Source organism: Paenibacillus sp. J14 (genome assembly GCF_000518465.1).
In the GTDB taxonomy this organism is placed as follows: Bacteria; Bacillota; Bacilli; order Paenibacillales; family Paenibacillaceae; genus Fontibacillus; species Fontibacillus barengoltzii.
Genome location: NZ_JADQ01000049.1, coordinates 1 through 16,353 on the forward strand (window position 1 = coordinate 1; position 16,353 = coordinate 16,353).

Annotated in this window: 14 protein-coding genes and 1 pseudogene; 7 read left to right on the forward strand and 8 right to left on the reverse strand. The window is 52.9% G+C overall.

All coding sequences use genetic code 11. From position 1 onward, the window contains the following. Window positions 1–211 (reverse strand): transposase (locus tag M891_RS0116965; RefSeq protein WP_028539662.1); only part of this gene is annotated, 211 nt, incomplete at its 3' end. Window positions 212–691: 480 nt separating this feature from the next. Between M891_RS0116965 and M891_RS0116970 the strand changes: the two genes are divergently transcribed. The 3 genes from M891_RS0116970 (at window position 692) to M891_RS0116980 (ending at window position 3,200) form a co-directional block, all read left to right on the forward strand. After that, the gene (locus M891_RS0116970) at window positions 692–1,777 is read left to right on the forward strand and encodes a stalk domain-containing protein (protein ID WP_028539663.1); all 1,086 of its coding nucleotides are present in this window, start codon (window positions 692–694) and stop codon (window positions 1,775–1,777) included. A 145-nt stretch (window positions 1,778–1,922) separates the two neighbouring features. Then, the gene (locus M891_RS0116975; RefSeq protein ID WP_028539664.1) at window positions 1,923–2,720 is read left to right on the forward strand and encodes a patatin-like phospholipase family protein; all 798 of its coding nucleotides are present in this window, start codon (window positions 1,923–1,925) and stop codon (window positions 2,718–2,720) included. Between the two features lie 36 nt (window positions 2,721–2,756). Continuing rightward, window positions 2,757–3,200: an ASCH domain-containing protein gene (locus M891_RS0116980; RefSeq protein WP_232228366.1), complete on the forward strand. Its 444-nt coding sequence runs from the start codon at window positions 2,757–2,759 to the stop codon at window positions 3,198–3,200. A gap of 4 nt (window positions 3,201–3,204) precedes the next feature. Here the strand turns inward: M891_RS0116980 and M891_RS25020 are convergent, their stop codons facing one another. The 4 genes and pseudogenes from M891_RS25020 to M891_RS0117000 form a co-directional block, all read right to left on the reverse strand. Continuing rightward, on the reverse strand, window positions 3,205–3,381 hold the full coding sequence (locus M891_RS25020; RefSeq protein ID WP_016313137.1) for a YjfB family protein: 177 nt from the start codon (window positions 3,379–3,381) through the stop codon (window positions 3,205–3,207). A 314-nt stretch (window positions 3,382–3,695) separates the two neighbouring features. Beyond that, window positions 3,696–4,637, reverse strand: coding sequence for a glycine betaine ABC transporter substrate-binding protein (locus M891_RS0116990; protein ID WP_028539666.1), 942 nt, complete (start codon window positions 4,635–4,637; stop codon window positions 3,696–3,698). A 15-nt stretch (window positions 4,638–4,652) separates the two neighbouring features. Beyond that, a pseudogene (locus tag M891_RS0116995) lies at window positions 4,653–5,484 on the reverse strand (ABC transporter permease); the annotation flags it as partial. Further along, window positions 5,444–6,691: a quaternary amine ABC transporter ATP-binding protein gene (locus tag M891_RS0117000; RefSeq protein WP_028539668.1), complete on the reverse strand. Its 1,248-nt coding sequence runs from the start codon at window positions 6,689–6,691 to the stop codon at window positions 5,444–5,446. The gene M891_RS0117000 and the pseudogene M891_RS0116995, both read right to left, overlap by 41 nt. Before the next feature lie 345 nt (window positions 6,692–7,036). On the opposite strand from M891_RS0117000, the gene M891_RS0117005 reads away from it, so the two are divergent. After that, window positions 7,037–7,594, forward strand: coding sequence for a GbsR/MarR family transcriptional regulator (locus M891_RS0117005; protein ID WP_016313133.1), 558 nt, complete (start codon window positions 7,037–7,039; stop codon window positions 7,592–7,594). A gap of 73 nt (window positions 7,595–7,667) precedes the next feature. On the opposite strand, the gene M891_RS0117010 is transcribed toward M891_RS0117005, so the two are convergent. The 3 genes from M891_RS0117010 to M891_RS0117015 form a co-directional block, all read right to left on the reverse strand. Continuing rightward, window positions 7,668–10,133, reverse strand: a complete 2,466-nt coding sequence (locus M891_RS0117010) for an alpha/beta hydrolase family protein (RefSeq protein ID WP_036700797.1) — start codon at window positions 10,131–10,133, stop codon at window positions 7,668–7,670. A 345-nt stretch (window positions 10,134–10,478) separates the two neighbouring features. Continuing rightward, window positions 10,479–10,853 (reverse strand): hypothetical protein, encoded by a 375-nt coding sequence (locus tag M891_RS25380; RefSeq protein WP_157268830.1) that lies wholly within the window; start codon window positions 10,851–10,853, stop codon window positions 10,479–10,481. Window positions 10,854–11,008: 155 nt separating this feature from the next. Further along, entirely contained in the window at window positions 11,009–12,364 is a 1,356-nt protein-coding gene (locus M891_RS0117015) for an amino acid permease (protein WP_028539670.1), read from the reverse strand. Between the two features lie 252 nt (window positions 12,365–12,616). Between M891_RS0117015 and M891_RS0117020 the strand changes: the two genes are divergently transcribed. From M891_RS0117020 to M891_RS0117030, 3 genes are all read left to right on the forward strand, one after another. Beyond that, window positions 12,617–13,552 (forward strand): ABC transporter permease, encoded by a 936-nt coding sequence (locus M891_RS0117020; RefSeq protein ID WP_127576765.1) that lies wholly within the window; start codon window positions 12,617–12,619, stop codon window positions 13,550–13,552. A gap of 19 nt (window positions 13,553–13,571) precedes the next feature. Next, window positions 13,572–14,465, forward strand: a complete 894-nt coding sequence (locus M891_RS0117025; protein WP_016313129.1) for a carbohydrate ABC transporter permease — start codon at window positions 13,572–13,574, stop codon at window positions 14,463–14,465. Window positions 14,466–14,547: 82 nt separating this feature from the next. Then, window positions 14,548–16,239, forward strand: coding sequence for an extracellular solute-binding protein (locus M891_RS0117030; protein ID WP_016313128.1), 1,692 nt, complete (start codon window positions 14,548–14,550; stop codon window positions 16,237–16,239). Window positions 16,240–16,353: the final 114 nt, after the last annotated feature.

Genomic DNA, 16,353 nt, shown 5'->3' on the forward strand with positions numbered 1-16,353 from the left:
TTTCTTCAATCTCTTGAAGTCGTTTGAGTTCTTGAAGGTGTTGGTCTGGCAGTGATGTATCCACATCTGTAATCTGATCTCGGTATGCTCGAATCCAGGTTCGAATGGTTTCTGGGTGCAGGTCATACGACCGGGCAAGCACCCCCACCTTAATCCCGGACAGAGCTTCTCTTACTACCTTTAAACGAAATTCATCTTTGGCTTTTCCCATAACTGAATCCTCTCCCTTATTTCCATTGTAAATCCTTGTAGGGGAGGACTCCAGTTTATTTAGGGGGCCTTAGGGAAAGTACAGTTCATTTTGGCGTATTTGAGCAATTTCCGGGTGTTTAGCAAGTTTTTGACTGCACTTTTACAGCTTAAGGAGGTCAAAATGCGCATTTTGGCTAAGTTTAACTGCACTTTTACATCTCAAAGAGATCCTAGCACGATTGGACTGAAATGAACTGCATTTTTACGTCTCAAGGTGACCTTAAGCACGATTGGACTGAATTGAGCTGCACTTTTACATCTCAAGGTGACCAACAGGCGCGATATGGCTAAAGTTCAAAATGCACTTTTACATCTCGCAAACTTCTTTCTGCTATATCTCACAATTCAGACGCAACTTTTCCAACTTCTGCTTCGTTTATCCAGTGTTATCAAGTTCGAAGAAAAGAAATACAACCCACACCAGAAAGGATCTTGAACCATGAATCAACGCAAACGCAGTACATTGGTGAACTTAACGCTTACTGCTGTCCTTCTCGCTGCTCCTTTGGCCGTGTCGTTCCCGGCTCAGCCGACGGAAGCTGCAACGAAAGCCAAATATACGGTATCTCCTCAGAATTTCAGCATTGGCGGAGCCCAGACCACGATCAAAACCATCAATCTGGACGGCACCACGTATATCGCCCTGAGGGATTTGAGCAATGGCCTTGGACTGGGCATCGGCTTCGACAAAGCCACCCAGGCAGCGAAGGTGGCCGGCAAGAATCGGTTACTGGAGATCAACTTAAAGGATTTTTCTTTTAAGCTAAACGATCAGCTCCTATGGGGACCGCAGCTTGTAGTTCAAGATAATACGACCTTTTTGCCGCTGCGTTTTATTCTTGAACAAATGGGATATGTAGTTGGTTATGATTCCGCTACGAAGTTAATTGCCCTTCAAGGCATTCAAGAGAACGAGGTGAAGATTAGCGCGAAGGCGATTGCAGCAGAGGGGAACGGGAAGGCGCTGCGGGTGTACTATCCGGTTCTTTCCGGACTAGCTGACAGCGGTGTTCAAGAGAAAATCAATGCCTTCCTTAAAAAAGAGGCGGATCAGCATGTTGCTGCGGCGGCGAAGGAAGTTGGTCTTGCTGTAAAAGAAAATGACCAAACGCTCGACCCGAACTCGAGCGCATCGAATCATCAGCTCAGCGTGGATGGCCGCTTTACGGTGACTTATAACGAGAAAGGCCGTCTGAGCCTTTATGTCGATTACTATGTGGACTTTGGCGGGGCACATGGTGTGACCTCCCGTGTACCGTACACCTTTGATCTCTCGACCGGCAATGTGCTGACCTTGAAAGAAGTCGCAAACAACACGAATTATGTATCGATCATAAACAGCAAGATTAAGGAGCAAATCAAAGAACGCAAGCTGGAACTAATTACCCCGTTTGAAACGATTGAAGCGGATCGCGACTTTTTCCTGAACCGGAACGGGGTGGTTGTTTACTTTACGCAATATGAATATACGCCTTATGCGGCGGGAATGCCGGAATTTGTTATTCCTTATGCAGCCTTTCAATAATTACTTCAGTTGAAGCAGGTTTTAGTTCAGCCTCGGGTCGATGCCTTTATCGATTCGGGGCTGTCGTGTTTAACCGGAAGGAACTTCCGCCTATGCTAAAGAATATGTATTTTTAGTAAAACGACGACAAGCGGGGAGATCATCCATGGAACAAGTGGGTTTGGTGTTAGGCGGCGGGGCCGTACGGGGACTCGCTCATCTGGGCGTGTTGAAGGCATTCGAACGGCATGGAATCCCGGTGGACGCGATCGTTGGCACGAGCATGGGCGGTGCGATCGGAGGCCTGTATGCGGCAGGCATTCCAGCAGAGGACATCGAGGATTTGTTATATCACACACCCAAATACCGGCTGATGGATCTAGGCATTCGCCAACGCGGGTTAATCGGCGGGAACAAAATCTACCAAACCGTGAACGATCTTTTGCGACAACATGGGAAGGATGGGCTAAAGATCGAGGATTTCCCCATTCGATTTAAGGCGGTTGCTGTGGATTTGATGCAAGGCAAGCAGGTGATTATGGATAAGGGCGATTTAGGGACGGCGCTGCGGGCAACGACGGCTTTTCCTGGGGTGTTTGCACCGTTGGTACGGGGGGAACAAGTGCTGGTTGATGGCGGGGTGCTGAACAACTTGCCCGTACAGGAGCTGAAGCGAAAAGACGTAGGGCTGATTATTGCGGTGGATGTGACGCGCGAACATGAGAAGAAGCCGCCCCGCAATATGATTGAAGTCGTGTATCGCTCCTATAGCTTGATGACCGCAGAGCGGAAGCATACCAGCCTGCGGCTGGCGGATATCGTCATTCGACCGGATGTGGGGCATGTGTCTGCGTTTGATTTCTCCAAAATGGCCGATTGCATCAAGGCAGGGGAGGAAGCGGCCGAGGGCATGATGGATGAGCTCAAGGCAGAGGTAAAGCGAGTAAAGCCGGACTTCACTTGAAGATGATTGGATTTGACAGAGGATCATAGAACGAAAATGGGGGATTTAATGCGCTGCATCACGGTACGACAGCCATGGGCAACATTGATTGCGATTGGGGCTAAACGGTTGGAAACGAGAAGCTGGAGAACGAATTACCGCGGGGAGCTTGGCATCCACGCTGGCAAGCAAGTGGATCGGGAGGCTTGTGAGACAGAGCCGATTCGATCTCTCTTAGCGGAGCACGGATATCGATCTGTTGATCAATTGCCGATGGGTGCAATCGTAGCGGTTTGTCAGTTGAATGACTGCCTCCCTGTCGTGCAAAACGACGGGCGAACCGCATGGTTGGAGGCAGGGGAGCGACGCTTGGAAGCCGCAGGGCAAGAATACCGATTTGGCGATTATGCGCTGGGACGATACGCTTGGGAACTAACGGAATTACGCCGGCTCAGAGAGCCGATTCCTGCCCTGGGCAAACAAGGCTTATGGAACCGTTAATACGTTATACTTTCAGATCTAAGTGCTTGCCAAGCGTCGGATGCTGGCTTTGTGACATCATTTGTACGAGATTTTGACCTTGAATTTCAGCCTGGTCCTTAGCCATACTTAACACACGGATGCTTACGGCTTGGGAAAGCGCGCTTTGGCTCATGGCCGTAGACAATGCTGCAATATCCATTTTGTCACCTCCTGGGAATTATATCGGTAAACGGACTTCAATTGATAATGAATTTTAAGCTGATCTTCAGGTTTCTGTAATGTTCCTTTAAGATACGGGTGCTATTCTTTAGATACTCCCTCTTCTTTAATTGATATAGATATGAAGAAGCCACCCCGTACCAGGGGTGGCTTCTTCCGTTATAGAAAACTAACGGAACGAGGAGACCTTATTTCTATTCCTATCAGGGTAAATATAGATGTAACGGAACCAGATGACCTTAGTTGAGCTATAGGCAGCGAAATCGCTGGCATGAGCACCAAATAGAAGAACCATTACTTCAAGTCTTCGATCGAGTTGATGTCCATGTAGGTTGGAACGACCAGGCCGGTTTTGACGCCGGTCATGTTCGCGCCGAGATCCTCGACTTGTTCGCCGTATTTATCCCAATAATCCGCATGGGTGAGCGGGAGCCAAGCGGCTGCAGTTGCATCAACGTCACCGCTGGCGACACCAGTCCACATTGGACCTGCCTCGACTTGGAGGGACTCGACGTCATAACCCAGCTTGGTTTCGAGGACATACTCGAGCAGGTTGGTGCTGGCGATTTCCGAATCCCAAGCGACGTAACTCAACTTGAATTTGTCGCCGTCCACCGGTGTCAATCCTTCGGTCCAGCTATCCACGCGGTCGGCATGGCTGTCTGCCCAGGCTTTGGCCGCTTCCGCCGGATCCTGACCTTCTTGGATCGCCGTCATGATCTCGCCCATTTCATCGGAAGTCCACTCGAAGCGATCGAGGAACTCATAGGCAGTCGGATGGTCTTCCTTCAAACCTTTCCGTGCCAGCGTGTGAATTTCTTCAGCTTCCCCGTAGACCTTCTGCGGATCCTCCAAATATTTCAGATCGTATTTGGCGAACATCCAGTGAGGGGTCCAGCCGGTAACGATGATTGGTTTTTCGGATTTTACCGCTTTGTCCAGCATCGCTGTCATGGCAGCGCCGGAGCCTTCAATCAGCTTCCAGCCATCAAGGCCGTAAGTTTCAATCGCTTGGCTTGTCGCCTTCATAATTCCGGCACCAGGGTCAATCCCGATGATTTCGTAGTTGACCGACTCACCGACGGCAGCGGCATTTCCTCCACCATTTGCCGAAGCCTCCGGTGTGTTGTTCGCACTGCCGGCTGTGGTATTGTTCGCTTGCCCGCAGGCAGACAGCGCCAACATGCCCACTAATCCTGCCAGTACCATGAACTTCCTTGTCTTCTTCATTTTCATCTCAATCTCCCCTTTGTGTTTTGGATTTAAACAGGTTTTGCGTAAAACGGTCGAGCACGATGGCCAGGACAACCACGGCCAACCCGGCTTCAAAGCCTTGCCCGATCTTAAGCTGGGTAACCGCCCGATAAACGGTGGCCCCAATGCCTTGCGCCCCGATCATGGAGGCGATGACGACCATCGACAACGACAACATGATCGTCTGGTTCACTCCGGCCATCAACGTGGGCATAGCGAGCGGCAGCTCGACTTTAAACAGCTTCTGCCAAGCCGTGGATCCAAAGGCGTTCGCCGCTTCTGTCAACTCGGCGTTCACTTGCTTGATTCCAAGATAGGTAAGCCGAATCGTCGGCGGGATCGCGAAGATTACCGAGGCGATAACCCCAGGGACAACCCCGAGGCTAAAGAAGGTTACCGCTGGCAGCAGATAAACGAACGCCGGCATCGTCTGCATAAAATCCAACAACGGTGAGATGATCCGATGGACCATTTTGCTATAGGCGCACCAGATCCCGATCGGAATGCCAAACAGAATCGAGATCAAGCCGGAAGTGATCACCAGGCCTAAGGTGTTCATGGTCTCGGTCCAATAGCCAAGGTTGTCGATTAGCAGGAACCCGATCACGGTGAACAAGGCCAACTGCCATTTTCCGATGAAATAAGCGATGATTCCAACGATGGCAATAAACAGCAGCGGATGCGGCAGCAGGAACAATCCGGCGAAAAAGTTAACGATCGTTTCAATCGTTGTGGACAATCCGTCGAAAAATCCTCCAAGCGTCCGCTCCATGGCATCCACCAGCGATTCAATCCATTCGGCCAGCGGCAATTTCGGGATGAATTCCATCTGGGCTCACCTCCTCCTTCAGTTCATGATGTTCTCCGGCGAGGGCACCCAGCACGGCACCGCGTACGATAACGCCCAGCAAACGATCCTGCTCGTCAACGACGGCCAGCGGTACCTTGGAAGAGCTTGTAACTTCAAACAGGTCACTTAGCACGGTATCCGGAGCCACGCGAGGGGCGTCTGAAATCAGAATTTCTTCCAGGCCAATCCCGGACTTAGCAGCACGGGAGGCGTCTTCGGCTGTAATGACGCCCAGCAGGCGTTTGCCCCGACCGATGACGAACAGGTTGGAGATGCCCCGTTCACGCATCAGTTCAAGCGCGACGCGGGGCCCTTTATCCAACGTAACGGTTTCCGGTCGACGCATGACGCGGGCTGCGGTCAGCACCTTGGACAGGTCGACGTCCTCAATGAAACGTTCCACATATCGGTTAGCCGGGTTCATCAGCATTTCTTCCGGCGTGCCAATTTGGACGAGCGCGCCATCCTTCATCAGGGCGATCCGGTCACCAAGACGCAGGGCCTCATCCAAATCATGCGTAATGAAGACGATCGTCTTCTTCATCTTCTCCTGCAGCTCAAGCAGCTCATCTTGCATGTCACGACGAATGAGCGGGTCGAGCGCACTGAACGCTTCGTCCATCAACAGGATTTCCGGGTCATTGGCCAACGCCCGGGCCAGGCCAACCCGCTGCTGCATACCGCCGCTCAGCTGATCCGGCATCTTCTGCTCCCAGCCTTGTAAGCCGACGAGCTCGAGGGCCTGCATCGCTTTGTCGCGGCGTTCTTTTTTGGCAACTTTCTGAATTTCCAGTCCGTATTCCACATTTTGCAGGACCGTGCGATGCGGGAATAAAGCAAACTTCTGGAACACCATGCTGATCGATTTACGCCGTACTTCGCGCAGTTCAGCTTTGTTCATTTTGCGGAGATCCCGTCCATGCAGCAGAATTTCCCCCGCAGTAGGTTCGATCAAACGATTCAACATCCGAACCAGTGTCGATTTACCGCTCCCCGACAAACCCATAATGACGAAAATTTCACCTTCATGGATGTCCAAGCTGACTTGGCCAACGCCGACAGTTACGCCTTTTTCCTTGAGCAGACGTTCTTTGGTATAGCCCTGCTTCAGCAATGGAATGGCCTGCTCAGCGTGGGGACCAAATAACTTGCTAACATCTCGGACTTGTAATATTGGTTGATTCATAGATTCACTCCTTTTCTATAGCTTGAAGTTCCCCCTTCGATCTCGGCTTCGCTTAGAAAAATGCCCAGCGAGGCAATATCGCATCAATCCGTGAGGTAAGTGTAACAAATGGAATGAAAATTACGCAAAGATGAAAACCGCACGTAAGGAACGTACAGAAAAAACTGAACATAACGAATCAACAGATAACTCCGATATCCTCCCAAATGCTCCCTAAGCTGCTTCTTTACTTTTGGGGTTGACTTTCTTAAGATAGAATAAGCGTTGAGCCGCAAAGAGCTTAAGCTGTGCGGGCGATGCGTTACAGCGGAGGTTGTTTTTGCATATGAATAGGAGGTTGCAAGCATGAGCTTGGACCAGCTCACCGATGAGCAACAGGCTTTATTAATGAAGGTACGCAAACGCGTAATTGAGGCGATCGGCCGAAACATGGACTTGTACGGGATCTCTTTGTCTACAGGGCACTTGTACGGGCTGCTGTTCTTTGCCGACAAGCCGATGACTTTGGACGAGATGGGCAAGGAAATGAAAATGAGCAAAACCAGCATGAGTACGGGCGTCCGCACGTTGCTGGATCTCAAAATGGTCAATAAAGTGTGGGAGAAAGGCTCCCGCAAGGACTTATATGAAGTGGAATATGACTGGTACCAGACGTTTACGGACTTCTTCGCGATTAAATGGAGAAAAGCGGTGGAGAGCAATATCCTGGTGCTGCGTCGGTCCATTGATGAATTAACGAAGGTGATGGCGGTGGAGGAGGACGAGCCGCTTCGCAATGTATTGGAAGAAGACATCCGTAAGATGAAAGAATCTGTGAAGTATTACGAATGGCTGGACCGTCTGATCGACGCGATGGAAAGTGGAGAGATCTATAAGCTGGTCCCCAAGGAAACCGAATCCTGATAAAAAATATAACGCTTATTCCCAAGCGCGTTGGCATTTGCGCAGCGTGGGGAATAAGCGTTTTTTTTGCGTTTCAGTAGACTCCGATGTCATCCAGCATCAGCTTGGCAGCGCCGCCGTTCAGATAGAAGGTCAGGCGCTGGATCCCCGTGTTTGGATCGAAGCTGGGGTTGGCAGCCGCAAAGTCTGCTAAGTCGAGACGATATGTCTGGTAGACCGCTTCGGTTGGATGCTTGTATTTGCCGCCTGACAGGTGGCGCTCCAGCCAGGGATGGATCGTAAATGAAGTGACAGGCAGCGGCTCGATCTCCATAAACCTCTTGAGCGGCAGGCGGACAGAGGTGTCGTTGCCGTCGGTCAGCTCCACCTCAACCTTGACGGAACCCGAAGCTAGAGCGGCATCTGGGGTTTGCTCATCCTCCAGCTCGAAGCTGCGGTCGGTGAGTGAAAAGGCGAGCTCCTTCGGCGGGCCGCCAGTTGGAAGGGGAGCACCTTGTTCCCAGCTTAACGTATAAGCGGACGGGGCGTTGCTGCTAGACTTACGCTCCAGCACGATTCCCCGGGACGGCTTGGTGCCGTTTTGCCGGTTCTTCGCCTCTTCTTCCTTCCAGGTGAGGTTGCTCCCCGATGCTTTCCCGCCCCCGGGAAGACTTAACCGGTTGAAATCTTCATCGTAGCGGGCCCAAGCAGTAAACGTGCTGCTCTCGAAACGATTGTAATACACCGTGTCCGGGAGCCAGGCTAATCCAGTGCGGTAATCCTGCAGCAGCGGAAGATAGCGGCTGGGTCCTGAATCGGTAGTTGTAGCCGAAGCGGGGCCGGAAGCGTTACTCCCCGTTGCCGTACCGTGCAGCGTTTCCTCGAAGAAAGCCGAGATGTACACCTTCGCGATGCTCCGCTGTTCGGAAGGAGACAGCATCCCGCTTCGGCTGAGCAGAATGCCCTTCGGATAACTGACGTCCCGACCGCCCCAGCTGCTGTTGAACTGGCTATGGTTGGCGTCCCCGATGTACAGCGAAGCTTTGAACCGATTCGTTCCCGGTGAAAAACTCGTACGCATGTACTGCCGGTCGCCGTCAAAGTCGCTGACATCGCCATCCCGCGCGCCTTGCAATGTCAAATAGCTGACATCCTTAAGCTGGGTGTATTTTCCGTCTACCTTTTTGTCCGTGGGGGCAATCGCTGCCACCGCTTGAATCTGGACGTCCTCTAAGCTCGATATCAGTTCCGCGTCGTCCGCGAACCAATCTTTGTAATCCGCAGCCATCGCCACCGCTTGCCCGCCCCGGGAATGGCCCGCCAGTCCGATGCGGGTGAAGTCGATTTTGTGGTATAACGGGTTACCAGGTTCGTCGGCAAAAACACCAATCTGCTGCAAATGCTTCAGCAAAATCCAGGCTCGAACCTTCATATCGTTATCGGGAATCCCCGTCCATACGGAGTAATTCAAGAAGTTCTCATCGACGGATACGACGAAAAACCCTCGGCTGGCCAACAATTCTCCCAGATAAGCGTATCCGTCATCGGAGAAATCCTCCATGAGGTGATTCCCGTGAACGATCAGCACGAGCGGGTACCGAGTTTGGCTATCGGCAGCGCTGTTTCCTAGGTTGGTGTTGTCCTGTTCCTCTGCTGCGACAGGCATCCAGACTCTCCCGTTCAGCGGAAGTGCTCGCTGATTAAATCCCCAATAGGCGGTCCGGTAGACGGACCACTTCTTAATGTAGACGGAGGCATCCACCGTTCCGGAGGTGATGTCGACCGCTTCTCCGTATTCGGGCTGCCAAGCGTCGTTCCCGCTGCCGTAGGTGAAGGTCGACACCTCATAAGGCCCGGGTTCAGCGGGGCTGTCTAGCAGCTCGGCCAAGCTTGGCACGGTCGCTGAACTGGCGGCGGCGTCGCTGCTTGCGACGTCGCGCGCCTTGTCACCATCGGCTTCGCCGGCTTCCCAGATCCCGGCGCTTTGCACGCCTTGATAGGCCGGCACGGCGGAGCCGCTCCCGGGACTCGCCGCGAACGGCCAGATCGCGGCGATGGCCGCCAGCAGCGCCGCCATGAGGGCAGCTGCGGCTTTATGGCGCCGCCGCAGCCTCCGGCTGGCGAGCGTTCCTGCCAACAGCCCGGCGGAGATGCCCGCCAGGCTGATCACCGCGGCGATGACCAACGCCGCGGGCAGCGCAACTTCGTTAGAGTAGAAAATAACGAAGCTCGCGGCAAAATCAAACAAGACCGCCCCTGTAAACAGGCGGGGGATCGGCAGGCCGATCAAAGCCAGCAGCAGCGCGGTGATGTGGGCGGTCAGGTACAGGCCCAGCGTTCCTGCGAGCAGGAACAGCAGCAGATCGACCGGACTCCCCAGCCCGGTCGGCATCCCGAGCGCCAGTAGGCCAAACGCGAACATGCCGGCCCCCCAGGGGCCGGCAATGGCGAATCGCCAAAAGGCGGTATCGTATCGGTAAGCGTTCCGGATACGGCGAGCGATCCGGTAACGCAGCGTCGGCTTGCTCAGTAAAAGTTCAGTAACCACCTGAATTTCCATGGCTTCCCCCAAAATCTCGTAGTCTCTCCTCTTCCTTTATTGTAACATGGGCCAAGGACCGGGAGAAACAGGGGAAAACAGGGGCCGAATTAGCAAGTTCAGCTTGCTCAGATGCTCGATGCCCTACCGAACCAAGCCGCTATTGATGACCCGCTACACCACTTTTGCAGGATTATCCCGTTCCATCAGTGAAGTCTGAGTGATCTTCAGGAAGTCCGAAAGACGCGTTAGGCTAGTGATGTTCGCAGGTCATCAGTTCGAACAGACCCATTTGGCCGAGCAGAAGTCTACAAAACCAAGCTGATTCGGCTGACCCAGCGGGATAATGCTGTAAAAACGTCAGCCTCAGCCCCACCAAGCCGCTGATCCAGCGGGATAATGCTGTAAAAACGTCAGCCTCAGCCCCACCAAGCCGCTGATCCAGCGGGATAATGCTGTAAAAGTGCCAGCACGAGCCCACCAAGCCGCTGATCTAGCGGGATAATGCCGTAAAAGTGCCAGCACGAGCCCATCAAGCCGCTGATCTAGCGGGATAATGCCGTAAAAGTGCCAGCACGAGCCCATCAAGCCGCTGATCCAGCGGGATAATGCTGTAAAAGTGCCAGCACGAGCCCACCAAGCCGCTGATCTAGCGGGATAATGCCGTAAAAGTGCCAGCACGAGCCCATCAAGCCGCTGATCCAGCGGGATAATGCTGTAAAAGTGCCAGCACGAGCCCACCAAGCCGCTGATCCAGCGGGATAATGCTGTAAAAGTGCCAGCACGAGCCCATCAAGCCGCTGATCCAGCGGGATAATGCTGTAAAAGGGCCAGCACGAGCCCCACCAGGCCGCTGCCCCAGCGGGATAATCCTGTAAAGGCCAGCAGCTCCAGCGCTACTGCTGACTCTGGCCCGAGCGCGGACGGAAACGAACCAACGACCAGACGATTAGCAGGAGCAGCACCGCCAGACAGGTCCCGATGCTGATACGGTTCTGCGCGTCGAACAGGAACAGCAGCGCAATGACGATGAGACCGATCACCGTCAACACTGTAATATAAGGGAATCCCCAGACTTTAAAGCTAGGCGCTTTCGGATAACGCTTGCGCAGCTTTAATTGGGACAAGCAGATCGTGATCCAGACGAGCAGCACGACAAAGCCGGGGACCGCCATCAAGAGACGGAACAAACCTGCCTGATTAAAGACGGCCAGCATGGAGCCGAGGATCAGGACAACCCCGCAAAGAATCAAGCTGTTCACCGGCACGCCCTTGGCGGAAATCCGCGCCAGCTTCGCCGGAGCTTCCCCGCCGGCAGCCATCGAATGGAGCATCCGGGTCGCGCCATAGATGCCGGAATTCGCGGCGGACAAGACTGCCGTAATCAGAATGAAGTTCATCAGATGCGCTGCCCCCTGTAAGCCCGCCGAGGACAGTACCTGCACGAACGGGCTGGTCTGCTCGCTGAGACTGTTCCAGGGAATCAGTCCGCAAATGATCAGAATCGGTAACGTGTAAAACAGCACCACGCGCAAAATAAAGCTTTTGACCACCCGGGGCAATACTTTCTCCGCATCCTTGGCTTCCGACAAGGTTAATCCGATCAGCTCAGAGCCGCCGTAGGAGAACATCACGACCAGGAGCGCTGAGAAGATCGCCGTCCATCCATTCGGGAAAAAACCGCCGTAATCCCGGTAATTGTGCGGGAACGGAGCACTCGTTCCAGGGAGAAGGCCAAACAGCATGGCTGCGCCCAGGAGAATAAAGACGATGATCATCGCGATCTTAATCCCAGCCAGCCAAAATTCAAACTCACCGTAACCGGCCACGCTCATTCGATTGATGGCCAGAATAAAGGCGGCGCTGGCCAGACTGAGCACCCAAAGCGGGACGTCTGGCAGCCAGAACTGCAGGAAACTGCCGGCGGCAATCACTTCAATCACGCATACGGCCAGCCACATGAAGCAGTACATCCAGCCCAATATGAAAGAGATGCGTTCGCCAAAAGCTTCCCGGATGAAGTCCTTCATGTTGCGGCCGGGATACACTGTCGCCATCTCGGCAATGGCACCCATGACGACCAGCAGCAGTAAGCCGGCAAAGGCATAAGAAAAAATCACGCCAGGTCCAGCCAGGCTGACGGTCTCAGAGCTCCCTTTGAAGATCCCGGTGCCAATGACACCGCCCATGGCCATAAAGCTGATGTGGCGGGGCAGCAATTTTTTCTGCAAAGTTGAGGAATCAGATTTCACGTGAACAAAGCCCCCTAAATCTAAGTTGAATCCACTAGTTGGATAAGCAATACGGACTTTATCTTACACCAATTCGCCCGATGGAGGAAATGACATCATACCCGGTTGAATAGTATCACATTTCGTTGATTGGTCAGATAGGCAGGGGCCGGCAGCCAATATACAATAATTTTCAAGATAAAAACAGCGTAAAGGGGAGAAGCATCTATGGCCCGATTATCCACGGATCGGGAAATGCAGCCCGAACCCGTCATGCCGCAAGTGCCTTATCCAAGAAGGAAGAGTGGGCTCGAGCGTTTTATTCGGCAAATTGATCTGCAGTTGATGGTCCTCCCGGCGCTTGCCCTCATCTTCGTGTTTAGTTATATCCCGATGTATGGCGTTTTGATCGCCTTTCAGGACTACAAGATCGGGCACAGCTTTACGGGGAGTCCGTGGGTGGGCTGGAAGCATTTCGCTTACTTCTTTAACTCGCCGGATTTTTACACGGTGATGCGCAATACGATCGTCATTAGCCTGCTGAAATTTCTGATTGGATTTCCGGCACCGATCCTGTTGGCCTTAATGCTGAACGAAGTGCGGAAAATGGTCTTCAAACGAGTTGTTCAGACGATTACGTATCTGCCGCATTTTATGTCCTGGGTTATTCTCGGCGGTCTAGTTGCTTCGATGCTCGCCACGGATAACGGGAGCTTAAACATGCTGCTGGAGCGGTTGAATCTGATTCAGGAACCGATTAACTTCCTGTCACTGCCCGAATACTTCTGGACCATTTTGATCACGACCAATGTATGGAAAGAAATCGGTTTTGGCTCGATTGTCTACTTGGCGGCGATTGCCGGGGTAGATCCCCATACCTATGAGGCGGCTTCGATTGATGGGGCCAGCCGCTTTAAACAGATTTATTTGATAACGCTTCCATCGATTATGCCGGTCATTTCGATCTTTATGATTCTGGCGATCGGCAATTTGCTGAGCGCCGGCTTTGAAGATATCCTCGTGTTGGCCGTGAACCCGGCGCTGCGAGATGTCTCTGACGTCATCGATACGTACGTGATCCGGGTGGGGATCAACAATTACCGCTATTCCTATGCTACCGCCGTTGGGTTGTTTAAAGCGGTCGTCAGCGTCGGGCTGTTGACCATCGCGAACTACGTAGCCCGCCGATCCGGCAACAGCTTATGGTAATCAGGAGGAGGTGTCCGCGATGTATAACAGCAGAGGCGACCGGGTCATGGTTGCTTTCATTTACGTCTTCTTAACCGTTTTTTCCCTCTCCACGTTATATCCGTTCCTGAATGCCATTGCTATCTCGCTGAACGAAGGGCTGGATACCGCAAAAGGCGGGATTACCCTCTGGCCGCGCTCCTTTACCCTGGAAAATTACGAGGTCGTCTTCCAGGATGAACGGCTGATGTCGGGATTTATCATCTCCGTTCTTCGGACCGTCGTCGGCACGGTCAGCGCCATCTTGGCCACGGCGATCTTCGCTTACGGGATGACCAAGCGCGAGCTGATGGGACGTAAATTTTATATGCTGATGTGTATTTTTACGATGTATTTTTCCGGCGGATTGATTCCAACGTTTCTGTTGATCCGGAACCTGGGGATGTTTAACTCCTTCTGGGTATATATCATTCCTTCGCTCATTGGGGTCTGGAATATGATCATCTTTCGTACCTTCTTCCAAGGGCTGCCCCAAGGCTTAGAGGAATCGGCCAAAATCGACGGCTGCGGCAATTGGGGCACCTTGTTCCGCATCGTGCTGCCGCTGTCGGGACCGGTCATCGCAACGTTATCGCTCTTTACCGCGGTTGGTCACTGGAACGAGTGGTTTATCGCCAGCATCTACATTTCGAAGGAGGAGCTGCTGCCGATTCAGACGATTTTGAAGCAGATTCTCGCCTCCAACATCGTCTCCGAGCAGACCGCGAATCTGGATGCGGCGGCACAAGCCCATATGGCGCAGGCCAAAACCGTCACCAGCAAATCGCTGTCGATGGCCACCATGATGGTCGCAACGATCCCGATCGTTCTCGTCTATCCGTTTGTGCAGAAGTATTTTGTCAAAGGGGTGCTGGTGGGGTCTTTAAAGGAGTAGTTGAATGAACTGCAGGCGGCGTTTAGGGCAGATGGTTCTGCTTTGAACATAAAAATGAAAGTCGAAAGGGGATAACAGTCGTATGAAAAAGCGGGGAATACGGTTCAGCCAACTGATGATCATCTTTATGGCAGTTGCCTTCATCCTGGCCGGATGTTCCGGAGGCGGGGACAACAGCGCGAGTGGCGGAAATTCTGCCGAAACGCCGAAGGAGAACAGTGGGAATACGGGGACGAACCAGGCGGAGTCTGCGGAATCGCAGCTTTTTGAACTGGGGAAGGAGCCGCTGGAATTCACGCTGTACGGCAACTATGACTGGTACACCATGCCCAAATGGGGGGCCGACGAAACGACAGCTTGGGTGAAAGAGAATAAAAAGGTGAACATCACCGAAATTCCAAACGGCGGGAATACCGTGCAAAAGCTAAACACGATGATTGCCTCCGGCGATCTGCCGGACGTCATTTGGGGCGAGCGGGGCGCGGATGTAGAAAGGCTGCGTGAAGCCGGGCTGCTGGTGCCGCTGGACGATTATATCGAGAAATACCCGAACTTGAAAAAATGGCTTGATCCAAAGGCCATGAACATGCTGCGATCCCCTGACGGCAAGCTGTATCAATTCCCGAACTGGTACACGAACCGTCCGAACGGCAATGCTGGCTGGGTGGTGAACAAGAAGATCTATAAAGAGCTCGGTTCACCTAAACTGGAAACGACCGATGATCTGTATAATTACCTGAAGCTGGTGAAGGAGAAATATCCGGACGTCATTCCGCTGGAGACGGATTTGGCCAGCGAAGGTCACGGGCTCGATCAGATTTACTCTGCGTTTAAGGAGAATAATTTGAGTTTCCCGCGTTATTTTGCCGTACCTAACGGAGATAAGATGACTTCGATCTACAAGGACGAACCGTTCCGGGAATCGGTGGTTTATGCGGCGAAGCTGTTCCGCGAGAAGCTGATGACGCAGGACGCCATGACGCAAACCCGAGACCAGGTGCAGGAGAAGCTGATGAACGGCCGGGTGGCGGTGTACACTTCCTCCAATCCGACCTTGTATGCGATGCAGGCCCATGCCGCTTTGACGCAAAACGATCCGGACGCCGGCTATTTCATGATCTGGCCGATTCATAAGGAAGGACTGGATAAAAACAAAATTTATCCCGGCACCTATAACATGCTCGGCTGGAACGCGGCGGTCATTACGACCAGCGCCAAGAATCCGGAAGCGATCTTCGCGTTCTTGGATTGGTGGACCGGTCCGGAGGGGATGACCTTGCAAATGTGGGGCGTGGAAGGCGAGTTCTGGGAAGGACGGGAAGCGGACGGCATCACGCCGAAGTTCACGGAGAAATATACGCTGGAGAAAGAAAAACTCGCTGATTATCAAGCGAAGATGGACCCGTTGATGTGGGTGGGGAATACCGTCTACGTTGACGATATTAAAGGGAAGTTCGAAGCCACGTTGCCGGAGAGTGAACGGAACTGGTCCACTTACTGGCAGTACGAGATTACCTGGAAAACGCAAGGCGATGCGACGGAGTTCATCAACTTGTTCCCGTTGCCGGATACCGAGGAGGGCATCACCTTCCAAAGCGGCAAGGACATTTGGCAGAAAGCCAGAGCACAAGCGCTGTATGCGAAGACGGATGAAGAAGCGCTGGCGATTCTCGACAAAGCGCATGAGGACACGATGGCCATCGGGTTCGAGAAGCTGCTGGATTACTACACTCAGCGCTGGCATGAGAATTTGAAGATGATTCAGGGCAATTAAGCGAAAGAGAAATTTTTGGGAGGGAGCCGATGGATGAGGCTCCCTTTTCCTGTAGCGCAGGACAGGGAGGATTAGAGGAATTTCTCCGTTCTCAACGAACGGGGAGGCCGGGTA

Bases quoted from the DNA above. Each gene is read 5' to 3' on its own strand.
- M891_RS0117020 (WP_127576765.1), top strand. From the start codon at position 12,617: ATGCCGCAAGTGCCTTATCCAAGAAGGAAGAGTGGGCTCGAGCGTTTT.
- M891_RS0116975 (WP_028539664.1), top strand. From the start codon at position 1,923: ATGGAACAAGTGGGTTTGGTGTTAGGCGGCGGGGCCGTACGGGGACTC.
- M891_RS0116970 (WP_028539663.1), top strand. From the start codon at position 692: ATGAATCAACGCAAACGCAGTACATTGGTGAACTTAACGCTTACTGCT.
- M891_RS0116980 (WP_232228366.1), top strand. From the start codon at position 2,757: ATGGGGGATTTAATGCGCTGCATCACGGTACGACAGCCATGGGCAACA.
- M891_RS0117000 (WP_028539668.1), bottom strand. From the start codon at position 6,691: ATGAATCAACCAATATTACAAGTCCGAGATGTTAGCAAGTTATTTGGT.
- M891_RS0116990 (WP_028539666.1), bottom strand. From the start codon at position 4,637: ATGAAAATGAAGAAGACAAGGAAGTTCATGGTACTGGCAGGATTAGTG.
- M891_RS25020 (WP_016313137.1), bottom strand. From the start codon at position 3,381: ATGGATATTGCAGCATTGTCTACGGCCATGAGCCAAAGCGCGCTTTCC.
- M891_RS0117010 (WP_036700797.1), bottom strand. From the start codon at position 10,133: ATGGAAATTCAGGTGGTTACTGAACTTTTACTGAGCAAGCCGACGCTG.
- M891_RS0117005 (WP_016313133.1), top strand. From the start codon at position 7,037: ATGAGCTTGGACCAGCTCACCGATGAGCAACAGGCTTTATTAATGAAG.
- M891_RS0117025 (WP_016313129.1), top strand. From the start codon at position 13,572: ATGTATAACAGCAGAGGCGACCGGGTCATGGTTGCTTTCATTTACGTC.
- M891_RS0117030 (WP_016313128.1), top strand. From the start codon at position 14,548: ATGAAAAAGCGGGGAATACGGTTCAGCCAACTGATGATCATCTTTATG.